Source organism: Thiocapsa marina 5811, from assembly GCF_000223985.1.
Lineage (GTDB): Bacteria > Pseudomonadota > Gammaproteobacteria > Chromatiales > Chromatiaceae > Thiocapsa > Thiocapsa marina.
Genome location: NZ_AFWV01000008.1, coordinates 110099 through 130811 on the forward strand (window position 1 = coordinate 110099; position 20713 = coordinate 130811).

The following is a 20713-nucleotide window of genomic DNA, read 5'->3' on the forward strand; positions in this document are numbered from 1 at the left end:
GTCTCATAGACTTGGATTTCCCTTCATGATGGTTGGCGATCCTTACGACGTTGTGGTGGTCGGCGGTGGTCACGCCGGCACCGAGGCGGCCCTGGCGGCAGCCCGCTGCGGCCGGCGTACTCTCCTCTTGACACAGAATATCGAAACGCTCGGCCAGATGAGCTGCAATCCGGCTATCGGGGGTATCGGCAAGGGCCACCTGGTGAGGGAGATCGATGCGCTCGGCGGTCTCATGGCAAGAGCGGCGGATCGCGGCGGAATCCAGTTTCGCATCCTCAACGCAAGCAAGGGTCCGGCGGTGCGGGCGACACGTGCACAAGCCGACCGCATCCTGTACAAGGCTGCGGTACGCTCGGCGGTCGAGAACCAGCCCGGCCTCAGCCTCTTCCAACAGTCGGTCGAAGACCTCTTGATCGAGCAGGATCGGGTGGTCGGCGTCGAGACTCAGATGGGGTTGCGCTTTCGGGCGCATGCGGTCGTGCTCACGGTCGGGACCTTCCTGGGCGGTCGCATCCATATCGGACTCTCCAACTATGAGGGCGGACGGGCCGGCGATCCACCGTCGAATGCCCTGTCGCGGCGCCTGCGCGAGCTGCCGTTTCGCGTCGAGCGGCTCAAGACGGGGACGCCGCCGCGCATCGACGGCCGGAGCATCGATTTCGCACACCTGGCCGAGCAACCCGGCGACGAGCCCGTGCCGGTTTTTTCCTACATGGGGAGCGCAAGCGACCATCCGCGCCAAGTGAGCTGCTACATCACACATACCAACGCGCGCACCCACGACATCATCCATTCGGGCCTCTCGCGCTCGCCGCTCTACACGGGTGTCATCGCCGGCGTCGGTCCGCGCTATTGTCCCTCGATCGAGGATAAGGTGGTGCGTTTCGCGGAGAAGACGTCGCATCAGATCTTCGTCGAACCCGAGGGGCTCGAGACCCATGAGGTCTACCCCAACGGCATCTCCACCAGCCTGCCTTTCGATATCCAACAGGCCCTGGTGCGCTCGATCGGCGGCTTCGAGCAGGCCCATATCACCCGCCCGGGCTATGCGATCGAGTACGACTTCTTCGATCCGCGCGATCTGAAGCCCTCCTTGGAGACCCGACATCTCCAGGGGCTCTACTTCGCCGGACAGATCAACGGGACGACCGGCTACGAGGAGGCCGCGGCCCAGGGCCTGCTGGCCGGGGTCAACGCGGCACTCCAGGTGCAGGGCCGCGACCCTTGGCTGCCGCGGCGCGACGAGGCCTATCTCGGCGTCATGGTCGACGATCTCATCACGCGCGGGACGGCCGAGCCCTACCGGATGTTCACCAGTCGCGCCGAGTATCGGCTGATGCTTCGCGAAGACAATGCCGACCTGCGCCTGACCGAGTCGGGCCGACGGCTCGGCCTGGTCGGCGACGCGCAGTGGCGTCGTTTCGAGGACAAGCGCGAGGCGATCGAGCGCGAGCGCCAGCGGTTGCGCGAGACCTTCGTGCGTCCCGAGCGGGTCGATCAGGCGCTCACCGAGCGCATCCTCGGCGAGCCGCTGCGGCGCGAGGTGCGTGCCTCCGAGCTGCTTGCCCGCCCGAACGTCGGTTATGCCGGGGTCGCTGCACTTGCCGGGGAGCCCCCCGAGCCTCTGGCCGCCGAGGTCACCGAGCAGCTGGAGATCCAGGCACGCTATCAGGGTTACATCGAACGCCAACGCGACGAGATCGAGCGTCATCGTGATCAAGACGCCCGAGCGCTGCCGGAGGATTTCGACTTCGATCAGGTACGAGGCCTTTCGACCGAGGTGCGCGAGAAGCTCAACCGTGTCCGGCCCGTCAGCGTGGGGCAGGCGGCGCGCATCCCCGGCGTGACCCCGGCGGCGGTGTCGCTGTTGCTGATCCATCTGAAGCGGCGTTGCGCCTGATGACGGCCACACCGCTCGCCGCCATCGACGGCGCATCGGCCTCGGACCTGTCCGACCGGCTGTCCCGAGGTGCAACCCAGTTGGGTCTCGCACTGGACAACACGGCGCACGACCGCTTGCTGCATCTGATTGCGCTCTTGGCGCGCTGGAACCGGGCATACAACCTGACCGCGGTGCGCGATCCGCTGGAGATGGTCTCCAGGCATCTGCTCGACAGCCTCGCGGTTGCGCCGTTTCTGCTCGGCGAGAGCGTCCTGGACCTCGGCACGGGCGCCGGTCTGCCCGGCTTGCCGCTGGCGATCGTCGAGCCGCAACGGCGCTTTTGGCTGCTCGACAGCAACCAGAAGAAGCTGCGATTTGTCCGTCAGGCGGCCCTGGAGCTGCGGCTCGACAACGTCGAGGCGGTCCATGCTCGGATCGAGACATACCGGCCGGGGCGAAATTTCAGTACCATAGTGAGTCGTGCCGTCGCGGCAGCCGATGTTCTCGGTGCCGCTCACCGGGATCTGCTGGCGCGTCCGGGCCGATTGCTTCTCATGAAGGGGCGCGACCTCGACGACGTCGCGCGCATGCAAGACCTGTCGGACGGGTGCTTATTCGTCCACCCGCTGCGTATCCCCTTCCTCGACGTCGAGCGCCACCTCATCGAGCTCCGGAGTGACTGAGTCGCCTATGGCCAACATCATCGCCATTGCCAACCAGAAGGGCGGCGTCGGCAAGACCACGACCGCGGTGAATCTGGCCGCCTCGTTGGCCTCGCTCAAACGGCGCGTGCTGCTGGTCGACCTTGACCCGCAGGGCAATGCGACCATGGGCTGCGGCGTCGACAAACACAACCTCGCCAACTCGACCTGCGATCTGTTGCTCGGCGACATCGCCCTGAGCGACTGTCTATGCCGTGTCGAGAACCCCTCTCCGGGCTTTGATCTGCTGCCGGCCAACGGTGATCTGACCGCGGCCGAGGTCGGGCTGATCGACTCGCCGGACCGCGAGCGGCGCGTTGCGCGGGTGCTGGCCGATGCGCTCCAGGACTACGAGCTGGTCATCGTCGATTGTCCGCCGTCGCTCAACATGCTCACGGTGAACGCGTTGGTCGCGGCCGGGGGCGTCCTGATTCCGATCCAGTGCGAGTATTACGCGCTGGAGGGCCTGTCCGCGCTGATGGACACCATCGAGCAGATACGCGCCAACCGTAACCCGGAGCTGCGCGTGGAGGGGATCCTGCGCACCATGCACGACCCGCGCAACAACCTCGCCAACCAGGTCTCGACCCAGCTGGTCACCCATTTTAAGGATCAGGTCTATCGCACCATCATCCCGCGCAACGTGCGCTTGGCCGAGGCACCCAGTCACGGTCTGCCCGCCCTGCTCTACGATCCCGCGTCCAAGGGTGCGGTCGCCTATCTCGCGCTCGCCAGCGAGCTGCTGCGTCGTCGCGAGACGCGCAAGTCCGCGGCCTGAGGCAGGTGAACATGGATAGCGAGCAGAAAACACCGCCGAAGAAGAAGGGGCTGGGACGAGGTCTCGATGCCTTGCTCGGTGCCGCCCGCGTGCCTGCGGTCGCGGTATCGAGTCCGCAGGACGAATCGTCTGTCCCCATGGTCAGCGACAAGACCGACGAGAAGATCACGCGCCTTCCCGTGGAGTGCATCCGGCCCGGACGCTATCAGCCCCGTCACGACTTCGACCCGGATGCCTTGCGCGAGCTCTCCGATTCGATCCTCGCCCAAGGTGTCATCCAGCCCATTGTGGTCCGTCCGCTTGCCGGCGAGACCTACGAGATCATCGCCGGGGAGCGGCGCTGGCGGGCCTGCCAGCAGGCCGGCCTCGCCGAGATCCCGGTTGTGGTTCGGGAGGTCGACGAGCAGGCCGCGCTCGCGATCGGACTCATCGAGAACATCCAGCGCGCCGATCTCAATCCTCTTGAAGAGGCCGGAGCGCTCGAGCGTCTCCTCAAGGAGTTCAATCTGACCCACCAGCAGATCGCCGATGCGCTGGGCAAGTCGCGCTCGATGGTCACCAACCTGCTGCGTCTGCTGGATCTCAACCCCGATGTCCGCGACTTTCTTGAGAAGGGGCTGCTGGAGATGGGCCATGCACGGGCCTTGCTTGGCCTGCGGGGTCACGATCAGAGCACGACAGCCGCTGCCGTCGTGCGCGGCGGCCTCTCGGTGCGCGAGACCGAACGCCTGGTGCGCCGGATCCAGCAATCCGGCGAAACGCTCGGGGGCTCTGAGCACAAGCCCGATCTAGACCCCAACATCCGACGGCTGCAGACCGACCTGACCGACAAGCTCGGCGCACGGGTCCGGATCCAGCAAGGCAATCGCGGTGCCGGGAAACTGGTGATCGCCTACAACAGCCTCGACGAGCTCGACGGCATCCTGGCCCACATCAAGTGACCTGTTCCACGCGATTGCGGCAAAGTGGAAGCAGCCGCCGTGCAGAGCGATTGCGTTTTTCAATCGTGAGGATCGACTCTATCCGCGGCCGGAAAGACCGACATCGCGTTGACCCTATATGCGCGACCCCTTATACTGCGCGCCGGTGAGCGATGTGCTCAACCAAACCATGACGATCTGATGCATCAGCCGGACACGCTCCAGGCCAAAAGGGTCCTGAAACTCCAGAGTCTCCTTGGCTTGGCCTCGGTGGTATTCGCCCTCCCGTTCGGCGTCTCGGTGGCTGTCTCGGTCCTTATCGGGGCCGGCTCTTGCCTGCTGGCCAATGCCTTGTTCGCGGCCCTGGTCTTTCGCGGTTATCACGCCCGGGAGCCCGCGCGCTTGGTCATGCGTATTTACGGTGCCGAGATCCTGAAGATCGCATTGATTCTAGGCTTGTTCACGATCGCCTTCGTGACCCTGGACGACCTTAACCTCCCGGTGTTGCTTGGCGCATATCTCGCGGTCCAGGTCATCCCGACCCTGATTGCGGCTCAAACGCCCGAACGAACCACGAAGTGAGAGACGATCGATGGCTGCTTCCGAAACGCTCACCTCCCAGGCTTATATCCAGCACCATCTCACCAACCTGACGCTCGGCGTTCATCCCGAGCATGGTTTCGGCTTCGCGCACTCGAGTGCCGAGGCTGCCGAGATGGGATTCTGGGCGATCAACGTCGACACCATGTTCTTCTCCATCCTGCTCGGATACCTCTTTATCTGGTTCTTCCGGCGCGTGGCCGATCAGATGACAGCCGGCGTGCCGAGCGGGGCACAGAATTTCGTCGAGTGGATCGTCGACTTCGTCGAAGAGAACGTCCGAGGCTCCTTCACCGCGAAGAACCCGCTGGTCGGGCCCCTGGCCTTGACGATTTTCGCGTGGGTCTTCCTGATGAATCTCATGGATCTCATTCCGGTCGACTTGATTCCGCATCTCTTCGGACAGCTCATGTCGCTGTTCGGTGCAGATCCGCATCATGTCTTCCTGCGAGTGGTGCCGACGACCGATCCCAATGCGACCTTCGGAATGGCGCTCGTGGTCTTCGGTCTCGTCCTTTACTACAGCGTCAAGATGAAGGGCATCGGCGGATTCGCCAGCGAGCTGACGATGCAGCCGTTCGGCAAGTGGGGCTTGCCCGCCAACCTGCTGCTCGAAGGCATCAGTCTCCTCTCGAAGCCGCTCTCGCTGGCACTGCGACTGTTCGGCAACATGTATGCGGGCGAGATGATCTTCATCCTGATCGCGCTCCTGTACGGCAGCAGCATGGTGTTGAACATCACCGGCGGCATGCTGCAGTTCGTCTGGGCCGTGTTCCACATCCTTATCATCACGCTGCAGGCATTCATCTTCATGGTGTTGACCATCGTCTATCTCGACATGGCCCACCAGGAGCATCACTAACCCGTTTTTTCTGCTCTAACACCGTCACTTACTGGAGAGAATCATGGAACTCGAAGTCGCTAACCTGTTCGCCGACGTCATCAAGTTCATCGGTGCTGGCTTGATGCTGGGTCTCGGCGCGGTCGGCGCCGGCGTCGGTATCGGTATCCTGGGTGGCCGCTTTCTCGAAGGCGCAGCCCGTCAGCCCGAGCTGATCCCGATGCTCCGCACTCAGTTCTTCATCGTCATGGGTCTGGTCGACGCGCTGCCCGTCATCGCGATCGCCATGGGTCTGTTCGTGATGTTCGCTGCCTGACACCCATCCCACTTCCGCCGGGGTCGAGGCTGCTGGCCCTGTTCCCGGATGCGGTATGAGGCATAGGCACGAGGCAACGCTATGAATATCAATCTGACCCTGTTCGCCCAGATGATCGCCTTTGCGGTGTTCGTCGGGTTTTGTATGAAGTTTATCTGGCCGCCGATCGTCACGGCCTTGGCCGAGCGCAAGGCGAAGATCGCCGAAGGTCTCGCCGCGGCCGAGCGCGGTCATCAAGAGAAGGCGCTCGGCGAGCAGCGCGCCCTCGTCCTCATCAAGGACGCCAAGGCCGCCGCCGCCGATATCGTCGCGCAGGCTCAGAAGCGGGCAACCGAAATCGTCGAGGAGGCCAAGGCGGACGCGCGCAGCGAAAGCGGCCGTGTGGTCGCTGCCGCCCAAGCCGAGATCGACCGGGAAACCAATCGGGCCCGCGAAGAGCTTCGCGAGCGGGTCGCGACACTTGCCGTCGCCGCCGCCGAGAAGATCCTCCACAAGGAGATCGACATCAAGGCGCACAAGGGCCTCGTCGAATCGTTCGCCAAGCAGCTTTAGGGACCACCCATGGCCGGAGACATCACCACCATCGCGCGGCCTTACGCAGAGGCCGTGTTCGAGCGCGCGAAAGAGGTCGGTCAGTTGGACGCCTGGTCGCAAGCTCTCGAGATGCTCTCGGCCGTCGTGGGCGATCCCCAGATGGCCGAGCAGATCGCCAACCCGAACGTGCCCCGCGAGCGCATCCGCGACATCATCCTCGAGGTTTGCGGTGATGATCTCCCGCCCGAGGCATCCAATCTCCTGGGGTTGCTGACCGAGAACGCCAGGCTTGCGGCGTTACCCGAGATCGCACGCCTGTTCGAGGCGAGCCGGACCGCCGACCAGGGCGTACGCCACGTGCTGATTCGCAGCGCATTCGACGTCAGCGAGTCCGAGCAGGCGGCGGTCTCCGCAGCACTTGCGAAACGCTTCGGCGGGCAGGTCGAGGTCACCGTCGAGACCGACAGCGCCCTGATCGGCGGGATCGAGATTCGCGCCGGGGACCTCGTCATCGACGACTCGGTCCGCGGCAAGCTCAAGCAACTGGCTCACGCATTGCAATTCTGAACGGGACACCGCCATGCAACTGAATCCTTCCGAGATCAGCGATCTCATCAAACAAAAGATCGAGAAGCTCGATCTCAAGACCGAGGCGCGGACCGAAGGCACCATCGTCAGCTTGACCGACGGTATCGTGCGTGTGCACGGTCTCTCGGACGCCAAGTACTACGAGATGCTGGAGTTCCCCGGCGACGCCTTCGGGCTTGCCTTGAACCTCGAGCGCGACTCGGTCGGCGCGGTGGTCCTGGGCGAGTACACCCATCTGTCCGAAGGTGACTGGGTCCGCTGCACCGGACGCGTTCTCGAGGTTCCGGTCGGCGAGGGACTGCTCGGGCGCGTCGTCGATGCACTGGGTAACCCGATCGACGGGAAGGGCCCGATTCAGGCATCCGGCACCTCCCCCATCGAGAAGGTTGCCCCCGGCGTCATCGCGCGTCAGTCGGTCGACGAGCCGGTTCAAACCGGTCTGAAGGCCATCGACGCCATGGTTCCGGTCGGTCGAGGCCAACGCGAGCTGATCATCGGCGACCGCCAGACCGGCAAGACCGCTGTCGCCATCGATGCCATCATCAACCAGAAAGGCACCGGCGTTAAGTGTATCTATGTGGCCGTCGGGCAGAAGAATTCCTCGATTGCCTCGCTGGTGCGCAAGCTCGAAGAGCACGGCGCGATGGAGCACACCATCATTGTCGCCGCCGCCGCCGCTGAATCGGCCGCGATGCAGTTCATTGCGCCCTATGCCGGCTGCACCATGGGCGAGTATTTCCGCGACAAGGGCGAAGACGCCCTGATCGTCTACGATGATTTGACGAAGCAGGCGTGGGCCTATCGCCAAGTCTCGCTGCTGTTGCGTCGTCCTCCGGGCCGCGAAGCGTATCCCGGCGACGTCTTCTATCTCCACTCCCGTTTGCTCGAGCGCGCTGCGCGCGTCAACGCACACTACGTGGAGCAGGCCACCGGCGGGGCCGTAAAAGGCAAGACCGGGTCGCTGACGGCACTGCCGATCATCGAGACGCAGGCCGGCGACGTCTCGGCATTCGTTCCGACCAACGTGATCTCGATCACGGACGGTCAGATCTTCCTCGAGACCGACCTCTTCAACGCCGGTATTCGCCCCGCCATCAACGCCGGTCTGTCGGTATCGCGTGTCGGCGGTGCGGCCCAGACGAAGATCATCAAGAAGCTCGGCGGCGGTATCCGTCTCGCGCTCGCTCAGTATCGCGAGCTCGCGGCCTTCTCGCAGTTCGCGTCTGACCTCGACGAGGCCACCCGCAAGCAATTGCAGCGTGGCGAGCGCGTCACCGAGCTGATGAAGCAGTTCCAGTACTCGCCCATGAGTGTCGGTCAAATGGCGGTCTCGCTGTTCGCGGCCAACGAGGGCTATCTCGACGACGTCGACGTCAAGAAGGTCGTCGATTTCGAGCAGGCGATGCAGAGCTACATGAAGTCCGCTCAGGCGGCCTTGATCGAGCAGATCGATACCACCGGCGATTACACCGCGGAGATTCAGACCGCGATGCACGAGGCCATCAAGGCCTTCAAAGCCAACAACACCTGGTAGGGCAGCCGCCGGCCATCAGCGGCCGGCCTCCCGTCGGGGGCCGGCTCAGTTGGCGTTGTGTGTTTTGACAAGTATCGAACCTTCACCACCCCGGCGCTCGCGCCGGAGGCTGGCCGCTGAAGGCCGGGAGCGAACATATGGCAGGCGCCAAAGAAATTCGTACCAAGATTGCGAGCATCAAAAGCACGCAAAAGATCACCGGCGCCATGCAGATGGTGGCGGCGTCCAAGATGCGCAAGGCACAAGACCGGATGGCGGCGTCCAAGCCCTATTCCGAGAAGATGCTGCAAGTCATCAGCCACTTGGCGCGGGCAACGCCGGAGTATCGCCATTCGTTCATGGCGGTGGAGCGCCCGCACAAGCGCGTTGGCTATATCGTGGTGTCCTCCGACCGAGGACTCTGCGGCGGCCTCAACAGCAACCTCTTCCGGCGTCTCGTGGCCGACATCAAAGAGAAGCGCGCGGCCGGAACCGAACCTGCGTTCTGTACGATCGGATCCAAGGCGCTGGGCTTCTTCAAGCGCTTCGGCGGGGACGTCAAGGCACAGGTCACGAATCTCGGCGACAAGCCCCACATCGAGGACCTCATCGGACCGGTGAAGGTCATGCTGGATGCCTTCGAGGCCAAGGAGCTCGACGCCATCTATGTCGCGAGCAACGAATTCGTCAATACCATGACCCAGCGTCCCATGATCAGGCAGCTGGTGCCGATCATCGGTGAAGAGCAGGCCGCGATGCCTTACCACTGGGATTATATCTACGAGCCCGACGCGCGCACGGTTCTCGATGCCCTGTTGACCCGTTATATCGAGTCGCTCGTCTACCAGGCGGTCGTCGAGAACGGCGCCTGCGAGCAAGCCTCGCGAATGGTCGCGATGAAGTCCGCGTCGGACAATGCCGGCGACCTGATCGGCGAGCTGCAACTCGTCTACAACAAGGCCCGACAGGCTGCGATCACGCAAGAGATCTCCGAGATCGTGAGCGGCGCCGCCGCCGTGTGATCGCCCGGTACGTCGCAGTCGCTCGCGCCCAACGCTCGGACATCGAGCGCTCGGACATAAACAGAATCGCTATTGGCCGGAAGGCATAAGAGGAAAAGACTATGAGCTCTGGTAACGTGGTGGAGATCATCGGAGCCGTCGTGGACGTTCAGTTCCCGCGCGGCGAGATACCCAAGGTCTATGAGGCGCTCAAGATCGAGTCGACGGGCCTGACCCTCGAGGTCCAGCAACAGCTCGGCGACGGGGTCGTGCGTGCCATCGCGATGGGATCCACCGACGGTCTGCAACGCGGCATCCCGGCGATCGCCACCGGTGCACCGATCCAGGTGCCGGTCGGACAGAAGACCCTTGGCCGCATCATGGACGTCCTGGGCAACCCCATCGACGAGCTCGGCGATGTCGGCTCCGAGGAGCGCTGGTCGATCCATCGTTCCGCGCCGCCGTTCGAAGACCAGGCGACCTCCACCGAGATCCTGGAGACCGGCATCAAGGTCATCGACCTCATCATGCCCATCCCGAAAGGCGGCAAGGTCGGCCTCTTCGGCGGCGCCGGTGTGGGCAAGACCGTGACCCTGATGGAGCTCATCCGCAACATCGCCGCAGAGCATTCCGGCTTCTCGGTATTCGCCGGCGTCGGCGAGCGTACCCGCGAGGGCAACGACTTCTATCATGAGATGAAGGAGTCGAACGTTCTCGACAAGGTCGCTCTGGTCTACGGCCAGATGAACGAGCCGCCCGGCAACCGTCTTCGCGTCGCGCTGACCGGCCTGACGATGGCCGAGTTCTTCCGCGAAGAAGGCCGCGACGTGCTGCTCTTCGTCGACAACATCTACCGCTACACCTTGGCCGGAACCGAGGTCTCGGCGCTCTTGGGCCGTATGCCCTCCGCCGTAGGGTACCAGCCGACTCTGGCCTCCGAGATGGGCGCGCTACAGGAACGTATCACCTCTACACGGACGGGTTCCATCACCTCCTTCCAGGCGGTGTACGTCCCCGCGGACGACTTGACCGACCCGTCGCCGGCGACCACCTTCGCGCATCTGGACGCGACCCTCGTGCTGTCGCGTCAGATCGCCGAGCTGGGTATCTACCCGGCCGTGGATCCGCTGGACTCCACCAGCCGAATCCTCGACCCGAACGTCGTCGGTCAGGAGCACTACCAGACCGCGCGCGCTGTTCAGGGTACCTTGCAGCGCTACAAGGAGCTCAAGGACATCATCGCCATCCTCGGTATGGACGAGCTCTCCGACGAGGACAAGCTCGCCGTGTCGCGCGCACGCAAGATCCAGCGTTTCCTCTCGCAGCCCTTCTTCGTGGCCGAGGTCTTCACCGGATCTCCGGGTAAGTTCGTGACCGTCAAGGACACCATCAAGGACTTCAAGGCGATCGTCAACGGCGACTACGATCATCTGCCCGAGCAGGCCTTCTACATGGTCGGCGGAATCGAAGAAGCGGTGGCTAAGGCCGAGAAGATGGGTAGCTAAAACGCGGCCTTTGTGACGTGCGCAGTACGTGACTTTGGTCGGCCGGCGCACGTCTACGCAGATGCCGGAGCTGCCGCGTTTTAGGATTTTATTTTTTGTTCTTGAACCGCGTCGGCACAACGCGATTGAAGTCCGCCTCGGGCGGATTCCGCGACAACGTCCTGTGTGACAACAGGGCGCGGTTCAACAGGGGTGCACTATGGCGATGACAATTCACGTCGATATCGTAAGCGCCGAAGGCGCGATTCATTCGGGTCAGGCGGCCATGGTGTATGCGACCGCCGAGTTGGGCGAGGTCGGTATCGCACCCCGGCATACCGCCTTTATCAGCCGGCTGAAGCCCGGTGACGTGCGGGTCGAGAACGAGCACGGAGAGCAGGAGCACTTCTATGTGTCCGGCGGAATGCTCGAGGTTCAGCCGCATGTCGTGACCGTGCTGGCCGACACGGCTATCCGCGCGCGTGATCTCGATGAGGCCGCGGCGCTCGACGCCAAACGCCGTGCCGAGGAGGCGTTGGCCGGTCACACCGCTCAGTTCGAATACGCCAAGGCGCAGGCCGAGCTGGCCGAGGCGATCGCACAGCTGCGGGCGATCGAGAAGCTTCGCAAGATGAAGGGCTGATCCCTTCGGATTGCTCCTTGAACGGTGAAATCAAGAGGCCCGCCCCGTCTTGGGCGGGCTGTTCGTTTATCGAGGCCGCGCCTCGATCCTTCTCCCACGCCTTTGTTCTGCGGGGCCCTATGGCGCCCTGCAATGCCGCCCCGCCGCGCCGTTCCGACTCGGGCGAACCCGTGCAGGCCAGAGCAGCTCATCGGTCTCGGCACGCTCGCCGTCGACGGCGACCATCCACTCCCCGGAACATCCATACGCGCGGATGTCGGAATCGCGGCGAGGCCCGAACCGGCACATGCAGAGTTGACGGCGGACCTTGGCGGCGGTGGAATGCGGACCTGAGGCGGTGTCGACTGAGCCGGTGTTCGAAGAGGGCGATACAATGAGGCTTGGAGTCGTGATCTTGGCGGCGGGGCTCGGCAAGCGGATGCGTTCCGCCCTTCCGAAGGTGCTTCATCCCGTGGCCGGGAAGCCGTTGCTCGCCCATGTGTTGAGCGCTGCCGAGATGATCGGTGCCGAACGCGTTGTCACCGTGTACGGTCACGGCGGAGATCAGGTCCGCACCGTGCTGGCCGACGCCGGTTGCCTCTGGGTCGAGCAGGCCGAGCAGCTGGGTACCGGACACGCCGTGCTTCAGGCCATGCCGCAGGTCGCGGACATGGATCGGGTCTTGATCCTTTACGGCGACGTCCCGCTCATCTCTGCCGAGACCTTGAATCGTCTGCTCGGGGTTGCTGCAGATACGGGGCTCGGGATCCTGACCGCAGATGTCCCGGAGCCCTCCGGCTACGGCCGAATCCAGCGCGACAGCTGCGGCCGGGTCGTCGGCATCGTCGAGGAAAAGGATGCAACGCCCGATCAGCGTGCCATCACCGAGATCAACACCGGGATCTTGGTGGCGGACCGAGCGCGTCTCGATGGCTGGCTCGCCCGCATCGACAACAACAATGTTCAGGGCGAATACTACCTCACCGACGTGATCGCGCTCGCCGCGGCCCAGGGCGTGCCGGTTGCATCCACTCGGCCCGGCCGACTCGCGGAGGTCGCCGGCGTGAATGATCGCGTTCAGCTTGCGGCCCTCGAGCGCGATTATCAGCGTCGCGCCGCGGAAGATCTCATGCGCTCCGGCGTGACCTTGGCGGATCCGTCGCGGTTCGATCTGCGAGGAGTCCTCCATGCCGATCCGGATGTGGTCATCGATATCAATTGCGTCTTCGAGGGGGCCGTTCGGCTCTCGACCGGTGCGCGCATCGGACCCAACTGTTTCCTGAAGGATTGCAGCATCGGCCGGGACACCCAGGTTTTGGCCAACTCGGTGATCGAGGGTGCCAGTGTCGGCGCCGATGCGCGAATCGGTCCGTTCGCGCGACTGCGGCCCGATAGCCGCTTGGCCGACCATACCCATGTCGGCAACTTCGTGGAGATCAAGAAGACGAGTCTCGGCACCGGGAGCAAGGCCAACCATCTGGCCTATCTCGGCGACGCCGAGATCGGGGCCGGCGTGAATGTCGGCGCGGGAACCATCACCTGCAACTACGATGGCGCGAACAAGTCGATTACCCGGATCGAGGACGGGGCCTTCATCGGCTCCAATACGGCGCTGGTCGCACCCGTCCGTATCGGCACGGGCGCAACCATCGGCGCCGGCTCGGTGATTGCGCGCGATACGCCGGCGGATCAACTCACCCTGACCCGCGCCCCGCAACGGACGATTCCGGGATGGACGCGGCCGCGCAAGCGGCCGGCCTCCTAAGCGGATCAGGCTGAGATCTTGGCGTCTTGGCGTTCGATCGATACCGAGCTCGCTTGCGTTTTTCGGGAGGCAGGTGACGCCCCGTCCGCGTCGGGACAAGGTGCGCCGACGAGGCGTCACGGGCCCGACGGCGAGGAGGCGCAACGCCGGCCCGGCGTGCAGTGCGGCGGGAAACCGACGCGCGCTCGGTAGAAGACATACGAGGGACAAATCATGTGCGGTATCGTCGGTGCGATTGCCCAACGTCCGGTTTCAGCGATTCTGCTGGAAGGCCTGCGGCGGCTCGAGTATCGGGGCTATGATTCCGCGGGCATTGCGGTGCTCGAGGCACCATGTCGGCTCAATCGTGCCCGCACCCTCGGCAAAGTCGCGCGCCTGGCCGAGGCAGTCGCGGAGCGTCCCTTGCCCGGCACACTGGGCATCGCGCACACCCGCTGGGCGACCCACGGCGAGCCTGCGACCCGCAACGCCCATCCCCACGTTTGTCGCGATCGCTGTTTGGTCGTGCACAACGGCATTATCGAGAATCACGAGGATCTGCGTCGCGAACAAACAGCCGCGGGCCACCGCTTCACGTCCGAAACCGACACCGAGGTCGTCGTCCACGCCGTTTTCGACCAGCTCGAGGCCGGCCACCCCCTGCTCGACGCCGTACGGCTGGCGACCAGACGCCTGCGCGGTGCTTACGCGCTCGGCGTAATCGATACGCAGGACCCCGACCATCTGGTCGCAGCTCGCCAAGGCAGCCCGCTGGTCATCGGGGTCGGTTTCGGCGAGCATTTCATCGCCTCAGACGTCTTTGCCCTGCTGCCGGTCACCCATCGCTTCATCTTCCTCGAAGAGGGCGATATCGCCGAACTGACCCGGGAATCCGTGCGCATTTGGGACCGCGACGGCAACCTCGTTACACGTCCGGCGAAGACCTCCGCGGTCTCGGTCGATGCCGCCGAGCGCGGCGAGTACCGCCATTTCATGCTCAAGGAGATCTTCGAGCAGCCGCGTGCGATCGCCGACACGCTCGAAGGCCGCCTGGTCGGCACGCGCGTCCTCCCCGAGAGTTTCGGCAACCTGGCCCCCGAGATCTTTTCCCGCGTCAAGGCGGTTACCCTGGTCGCCTGCGGCACCAGCTATCATGCCGCCTTGGTGGCCCGCTATTGGATCGAGGCCCTCGCCGGCCTGCCCTGTACCGTCGAGGTCGCGAGCGAGTACCGCTATCGCAAACAGGTGGTGCCGGCCGAAGCCCTCTTCGTGACCCTGTCGCAATCGGGCGAGACGGCCGACACGCTCGCGGCGTTGCGATTGGCCAAAGCCTCCGGCTTTGCGGCGACGCTGGCCATCTGCAACGTCCCCGAGAGCTCGCTGGTGCGCGAGTCGGACCTGGTGCTTTTGACCCACGCCGGGCCCGAGATCGGCGTCGCATCCACCAAGGCCTTCACCACCCAGCTGGTCGCCCTCTTGCTGATGACCGTGGCGCTCGGCCACGAAAACGCACTCAGCGATACCGCCGAGGCTCACGTGGTCGCGCTCCTCCGAGCGCTTCCCGCCAAGGTCGAGGCCGTGCTGGATCTCGATGACCGGATCGCCGCTCTTGCGGAGGTCTTCGTCGATAAGCAGCACACGCTCTTCCTCGGGCGAGGCGAGCAATATCCGATTGCGATGGAAGGCGCGCTCAAGCTCAAGGAGATCTCATACATTCACGCCGAGGCGTACCCGGCCGGCGAGCTCAAGCACGGCCCCCTTGCCTTGATCGACGAGCAGATGCCCGTTGTCGCCGTCGCGCCCAACAACGCACTGCTGGAAAAGCTCAAATCCAATCTCGAAGAGGTCCGCGCACGCGGCGGTCAGCTCTATGTCTTCGCCGATCTCCACGTCCCCATGGTCGAAGACGAGGGCGTTACCGTCATCCGTCTACCCGAGACCGACGATCTCATTGACCCCATCATCTTCACCATTCCCCTGCAACTGCTCGCATATCACGTCGCCGTTCTCAAGGGCACGGATGTCGATCAGCCGCGCAACCTCGCGAAATCCGTCACCGTGGAGTGATCGGCAGTCGCCGTCGCCGGTGTTCTCGGAAGAGTAAATCCGTACCTTCGCCATAGGGCTCGGCAGCGACCGCTTGACGCGCTTATGGAAAGCTTTCCATAAGCGCCTGTAGGCGAATCGCGAGCGTTGCGTAAACGCGCGTTGCGGTCACCCGGGATCCTGAGGCCGGGCGCATGCCGACGACCCTTCGCGGATCAATCAAGCCTTCGCGCTTCGCTGTTTGCTTCCGGCAACGACCGACTGCCGCGACGCGACTTCGTGGGCCGGCTCCTCGGGTCCCGGGGTGAAGCCCCGGTTCTCGGAGTCTGCGGCAGAAGTGTCCCTCCACGCGGATCGCGAGATGCCTGTTCTCTTCGCGAACATGGGCGCGCAGCGAAAAAGACGATCAATCAAACCGGAAAACCGATTCAAGGGCGTGAACCCATGGTCGCGCTTCAATGTCCCTATTCTTAGCGCGGCAAATGATCTCTTTTTCGTCTTGCCGAGCGACTCCGGAGCGCGGGAGTGGGCGCGCATCCTCCAAAGCGGACTTTGATGATGAAAAACTGGCATGAAGAGAGCGTAGAGGACGTTCTTTCCTCGCTCCATAGCCACATGAGTGGCCTCCAGGCCGACGAGGCTGACCGCCGGCTTGCCGAATACGGGTCAAACAAGCTCCCGGAGCCGTGCCGACCGAGCCCGTTGAGACGGTTCCTGGCCCAGTTCCACAATATCCTGATCTACGTGCTGCTGGGCGCCGCTGCGATCACCACCCTATTGGCACATTGGGTGGATACGGGGGTGATTTTGGCCGTGGTGCTGATCAACGCCCTGATCGGCTACGTGCAGGAAGGCAAGGCGGAAAAGGCCATGGACGCCATCCGCAGGATGCTGGCCCCGCGCGCCTCGGTACTCCGCGAGGGTGTGCGCCGGGTGGTTGACGGCGAGGCCGTCGTTCCCGGGGACCTGGTGCTGATGGAAGCCGGCGACAAAGTGCCCGCAGACCTGCGTCTGGTCAAGGTGCACGGTCTGACGATCCAGGAGGCGATTCTCACTGGCGAGTCCATCGCCGTGGACAAGCACACCGATCCGGTGGCGGCCGATTCGGCCCTCGGCGACCGCAAGTGCATGGCCTTCAGCGGCACTACCGTGACCAGCGGCCAGGGAATGGGTGTGGTGGTGGCGACAGGCGCGCACACCGAGATCGGGCGCATCAGCGATCTTCTGGCCGGGGTGGAGGCCCTGACCACCCCCCTGGTGCAGCAGATGGCGGTGTTCGCCAAATGGCTAACCGCCTTCATCCTCGCGGTGGCGGGGCTGCTCCTCGGCTTTGGTTACCTGGTACTGGAGCTTCCCTTCGCCGAACTGTTCATGGCCGTGGTCGGTCTCTCGGTCGCGGCAATCCCCGAGGGGCTGCCGGCGGTTCTAACCATCACCCTGGCGGTTGGTGTACAGGCGATGGCCCGGCGCAACGCCATCGTGCGCCGCCTGCCGGCCATCGAGACCCTCGGATCTGTGTCGGTCATCTGCTCGGATAAGACCGGCACCCTCACCCGCAACGAGATGAGCGTGGCCAGCGTGCTCGGCCCGCGCCACCTGTACCGGGTGGATGGCACCGGCTACGAGCCCGCCGGCCGCTTCACCTCGGGCGGCGGGGCCGTGACGCCCCCGGAGCATTCGCCCCTCGAAGATCTGGCGCTGGCGGCCGTCTTGTGCAACGACGCCGAGCTGCAAAATCGGGAAGGCCGATGGCTCGTCGAGGGAGACCCCATGGAAGGTGCCCTGCTGGCATTCGCCGCCAGGGCCGGGCTTGACCGAGGCGAGATCCGTGGCCGGTGGGCGCGCACGGACGTCATCCCGTTCGATTCCAGCCACCGCTTCATGGCCACCCTGAACCACGACCATGAGGGCAGCGGGCGCGTGTTCGTCAAGGGCGCCCCGGAGACGATCCTGGCCATGTGCCGCGAGCAGAGGGGAGAGGCCGGCGCTGCGGCGTCCCTGGACCGCGAAGACTGGCTGGCGCGCGCGGAGGCGATCGCCGCCGAGGGCCAGCGCGTGTTGGCCCTGGCGGCGAGACCCATGCCTGCCGGGCACACGGTGCTGGAGCATGAGGACATCGACGGTTTCCTGACCTTGCTCGGCATGGTCGGTCTCATCGATCCACCGCGGGACGAGGCCGTGGCAGCCGTCTCCGAGTGCCGTTCCGCCGGGATCCGGGTCAAGATGATCACCGGCGACCACGCCACCACTGCGGCGGCCATCGGCCGCCAGCTCGGTCTGGACAACCCGGACAAGGTGCTGACCGGCATCGACCTGGACCGGCTCGATGACGTCCAATTGGCCGAGCGGGTGCTGGACACCGACGTGTTCGCACGCACCAGTCCGGAACACAAGCTGCGGCTGGTGATGGCGCTGCAGGCCCACGGACTGACCGTGGCCATGACCGGCGACGGGGTCAACGACGCCCCGGCGCTGAAACGCGCGGACGCGGGTATCGCCATGGGCCGAAAGGGCAGCGAGGCGGCCAAGGAGGCCTCCGAGCTGGTGCTGGCGGACGACAACTTCGCCTCCATCACAGCCGCCGTGCGCGAGGGGCGCACGGTGTACGCGAACATCAAGAAGGTCATCAGCTGGACCCTGCCCACCAATGCCGGCGAGGCATCCACCATCATCCTCGCCCTGCTGTTGGGGTTGACCCTGCCCATCACCCCGGTGCAGATCCTGTGGGTGAATATGATCACGGCCGTGACCCTGGGCATCGCTCTGGCCTTCGAGCCCAGCGAGAACGACATCATGGACCGCCCGCCACGCCCCCGCGGCGAGCCGCTGCTGTCCGGCGATCTGATCTGGCATATCGTGCTGGTGGCCGCGCTGTTCTTGGGCGGCGTGTTCGGCATCTACCTTTACGCGGTGGAGCAGGGCTATTCCATCGATCTGGCCCGCACCATCGCCATGAATACCCTGGTGACGATGGAGATCTTCCATCTCCTGTTCATCCGCAACATGCACAGCCCGAAGCTCGGCTGGAGGCGATTGCGCGGCACCCGGGTGCTTTGGTTTGCCATCGCTCTGGTCGTCGTCGGGCAGATCGCCATCACCTACCTGCCGCCGATGCAGGGGGTTTTCGAGACCGAGGCGATTCCGTCGAGGGACGCCCTGCTCATCCTGGCGGTGGGGGTCGTCCTGTTCGTGATCATCGAGCTGGAGAAGCGTCTGCGCCTGCGTCTGAGCAAGGATGTCCGCGCGTCGGCAGATGTTGCGGGGGACGATACGACACCGATACGCGACTGACCGGATGCCCGGGCACCGACATCCTATCCCGGACGAGAACCGATCATGCAGGAACATTTCAGTGAGCTCGCCCTGCTGCTCATCATTGCCACCGCCGCAGGGGCGGTGGCGCTGCGGCTGCGCCAGCCGGTGCTCATCGCCTACATCGTGGTGGGCATAGTCGTCGGACCGGCGGTGTTCGGCTTCGTCTCCGCTCATGACCAGATCGATCTGCTCGCGCAGATGGGCATTGCTGTGTTGTTGTTTCTGGTCGGCCTGAAACTGGATCTCGCCCATGTTCGCCACATCGGCCCGGTGGCCCTGGCCACCGGTCTCGGTCAATTAGGCTTCACCATCGTCGTCGGCTTCGGTCTGGTCCTGCTCCTGGGCCGGACCCCGCTTGAGGCCCTGTACGTGTCGGTGGCGCTGACCTTCTCCAGCACCATCATCATCGTCAAGCTGCTGTCGGACAAGCGCGAGATCGACGCCCTGCACGGCCGCATCGCGGTCGGTTTCCTGATCGTGCAGGACCTGGCCGTGGTGCTGGCCATGATGGTCGTGAGCGCCCTGGGCGGCGGTGGCGACTCCCCGACGGAGGTGATGGTCTCTCTGCTCTGGCGGGTGGTGTTGGCGGCCGCTGCCCTGTATCTGCTGATGCGCCATGTGCTGCCGCGGGCGGTCGCCCTGATGGCGCGCTCCCAAGAACTGCTCATGATATTCGCCATCGCCTGGGGCGTCGGCTTGGCGGCCCTCGGTGAGTGGGCCGGCTTCTCGAAGGAGGCCGGGGCTTTCCTGGCAGGCTTTTCCCTGGCGTCCACAAGCTACAGGGACGCCATTAGCGCCCGGCTCACCGGCATCCGCGATTTCCTGCTTCTGTTCTTCTTCATCGACTTGGGCGCCAAGTTGGATTTCTCCGTCCTCGGCGGCGAGCTCTGGCCGGCCGTGGTGCTGTCCCTGTTCGTTCTGATCGGCAATCCACTCATCGTCATGTCGATCATGGGCTACATGGGCTACCGCAAGCGCACCGGCTTCCTGGCCGGACTCACGGTGGCCCAGATCAGCGAGTTCTCCATCATCTTCATCGCCATGGGCATCAGCCTCGGCCATGTCGGCACGCAGGCCCTGGGCCTGGTCACCCTGGTGGGCGTGACCACCATTGCCGTTTCCACCTACATGATCATCTATTCCCATCCCCTCTACGAGCGCCTAGCTCCGTGGCTGGGGCTGTTCGAGCGACGCAATCCCCAGCGGGAGCTGGCTGCCGAGCAAGAGGTCGGATCGACCCGGCCCGCGGACGTGATCGTGTTCGGGCTCGGCCGCTACGGCGGTCGCTTGGCCCAAGGGCTGGAGGCGGCCGGACTGGCGGTGGTCGGGGTGGACTTTGACCCCGAGTCGGCCCGAGCCTGGCGCGGCAAGGGTCTCGCGGTGCGCTACGGCGATGCCACCGAGGCCGAATTACTGGAATCCCTGCCGCTGGCCTCGTGCGCCTGGGTTGTCAGTACCCTGCCGGACATCGCCTCCAATCGTGGCCTGTTGCAGGCGCTGCGCAGCCATCACTACTCCCGGGAGCTCGCCATCGTCGCCCGCGCCGACGAGGACGGCCTGACACTCAAGCGGCTCGGGGTCCCGATGGTCATTTACCCGATGCACAACGCAGTGGACTTCGCCGTAGAGACCTTGGCAGGCATGATCCGGCGCAGCCGGGAGGGGTCGTGGTCCGATGATGCCGTAGACCGAAAAGACTGATCATTTCCAACCGGAGGATGCGCAGCGGATGTCCGAGCACGGACGAGGAAAGAATCAATGCCTGTGTAGAGGCGGCCGAACGGCATCGGGGAGACGGCTGAAACCGGCGAAGAGGACGCCGATGGTT

General features: G+C 64.5%; 18 protein-coding genes. All 18 read left to right on the forward strand.

The genetic code is table 11. The annotated features are described in order from the left end of the window. Positions 1-25 precede the first annotated feature (25 nt). The 18 genes from mnmG to THIMADRAFT_RS12860 all read left to right on the forward strand — a co-directional run bounded on the left by mnmG (position 26) and on the right by THIMADRAFT_RS12860 (position 20586). A complete protein-coding gene (mnmG, locus tag THIMADRAFT_RS12780; protein WP_007193467.1) occupies positions 26-1900 on the forward strand; it encodes a tRNA uridine-5-carboxymethylaminomethyl(34) synthesis enzyme MnmG in 1875 nt (624 codons plus the stop codon). Next, entirely contained in the window at positions 1900-2565 is a 666-nt protein-coding gene (gene rsmG, locus THIMADRAFT_RS12785) for a 16S rRNA (guanine(527)-N(7))-methyltransferase RsmG (RefSeq protein ID WP_007193468.1), read from the forward strand. Before mnmG ends, rsmG begins: the two co-directional genes overlap by 1 nt. 7 nt (positions 2566-2572) lie before the next feature. After that, entirely contained in the window at positions 2573-3361 is a 789-nt protein-coding gene (locus tag THIMADRAFT_RS12790; RefSeq protein WP_007193469.1) for a ParA family protein, read from the forward strand. Positions 3362-3372: 11 nt separating this feature from the next. After that, on the forward strand, positions 3373-4302 hold the full coding sequence (locus THIMADRAFT_RS12795) for a ParB/RepB/Spo0J family partition protein (RefSeq protein ID WP_007193470.1): 930 nt from the start codon (positions 3373-3375) through the stop codon (positions 4300-4302). 180 nt (positions 4303-4482) lie between these two features. After that, on the forward strand, positions 4483-4863 hold the full coding sequence (locus THIMADRAFT_RS12800) for an ATP synthase subunit I (RefSeq protein WP_007193471.1): 381 nt from the start codon (positions 4483-4485) through the stop codon (positions 4861-4863). A gap of 10 nt (positions 4864-4873) precedes the next feature. Beyond that, positions 4874-5743 carry a F0F1 ATP synthase subunit A gene (gene atpB, locus THIMADRAFT_RS12805; RefSeq protein WP_007193472.1) on the forward strand — a complete coding sequence of 290 codons (870 nt, stop codon included), beginning with the start codon at positions 4874-4876 and terminating at the stop codon, positions 5741-5743. Between the two features lie 43 nt (positions 5744-5786). Continuing rightward, a complete protein-coding gene (gene atpE, locus THIMADRAFT_RS12810) occupies positions 5787-6038 on the forward strand; it encodes a F0F1 ATP synthase subunit C (protein ID WP_007193473.1) in 252 nt (83 codons plus the stop codon). Between the two features lie 81 nt (positions 6039-6119). Continuing rightward, a complete protein-coding gene (locus tag THIMADRAFT_RS12815; protein ID WP_007193474.1) occupies positions 6120-6590 on the forward strand; it encodes a F0F1 ATP synthase subunit B in 471 nt (156 codons plus the stop codon). 9 nt (positions 6591-6599) lie between these two features. Continuing rightward, complete coding sequence (locus tag THIMADRAFT_RS12820) at positions 6600-7139, forward strand: F0F1 ATP synthase subunit delta (RefSeq protein ID WP_007193475.1); 540 nt, start codon at positions 6600-6602, stop codon at positions 7137-7139. 13 nt (positions 7140-7152) lie between these two features. Continuing rightward, positions 7153-8694, forward strand: a complete 1542-nt coding sequence (atpA, locus tag THIMADRAFT_RS12825; protein ID WP_007193476.1) for a F0F1 ATP synthase subunit alpha — start codon at positions 7153-7155, stop codon at positions 8692-8694. Positions 8695-8831: 137 nt separating this feature from the next. Then, the gene (atpG, locus tag THIMADRAFT_RS12830) at positions 8832-9695 is read left to right on the forward strand and encodes a F0F1 ATP synthase subunit gamma (protein WP_007193477.1); all 864 of its coding nucleotides are present in this window, start codon (positions 8832-8834) and stop codon (positions 9693-9695) included. A 101-nt stretch (positions 9696-9796) separates the two neighbouring features. Further along, a complete protein-coding gene (gene atpD / locus THIMADRAFT_RS12835; RefSeq protein WP_007193478.1) occupies positions 9797-11179 on the forward strand; it encodes a F0F1 ATP synthase subunit beta in 1383 nt (460 codons plus the stop codon). A 199-nt stretch (positions 11180-11378) separates the two neighbouring features. Continuing rightward, entirely contained in the window at positions 11379-11801 is a 423-nt protein-coding gene (locus tag THIMADRAFT_RS12840; RefSeq protein ID WP_007193479.1) for a F0F1 ATP synthase subunit epsilon, read from the forward strand. 373 nt (positions 11802-12174) lie between these two features. Beyond that, positions 12175-13545 carry a bifunctional UDP-N-acetylglucosamine diphosphorylase/glucosamine-1-phosphate N-acetyltransferase GlmU gene (gene glmU, locus THIMADRAFT_RS12845; protein ID WP_007193480.1) on the forward strand — a complete coding sequence of 457 codons (1371 nt, stop codon included), beginning with the start codon at positions 12175-12177 and terminating at the stop codon, positions 13543-13545. Positions 13546-13758: 213 nt separating this feature from the next. Then, positions 13759-15591 (forward strand): glutamine--fructose-6-phosphate transaminase (isomerizing), encoded by a 1833-nt coding sequence (gene glmS, locus THIMADRAFT_RS12850; RefSeq protein WP_007193481.1) that lies wholly within the window; start codon positions 13759-13761, stop codon positions 15589-15591. A gap of 340 nt (positions 15592-15931) precedes the next feature. Next, positions 15932-16126, forward strand: coding sequence for a hypothetical protein (locus tag THIMADRAFT_RS26665; RefSeq protein WP_139052821.1), 195 nt, complete (start codon positions 15932-15934; stop codon positions 16124-16126). Then, on the forward strand, positions 16126-18861 hold the full coding sequence (locus THIMADRAFT_RS12855; RefSeq protein WP_007193482.1) for a cation-transporting P-type ATPase: 2736 nt from the start codon (positions 16126-16128) through the stop codon (positions 18859-18861). Before THIMADRAFT_RS26665 ends, THIMADRAFT_RS12855 begins: the two co-directional genes overlap by 1 nt. Positions 18862-18906: 45 nt before the next feature. Further along, a complete protein-coding gene (locus tag THIMADRAFT_RS12860; protein ID WP_007193483.1) occupies positions 18907-20586 on the forward strand; it encodes a cation:proton antiporter in 1680 nt (559 codons plus the stop codon). The last annotated feature ends 127 nt before the right edge of the window (positions 20587-20713 follow it).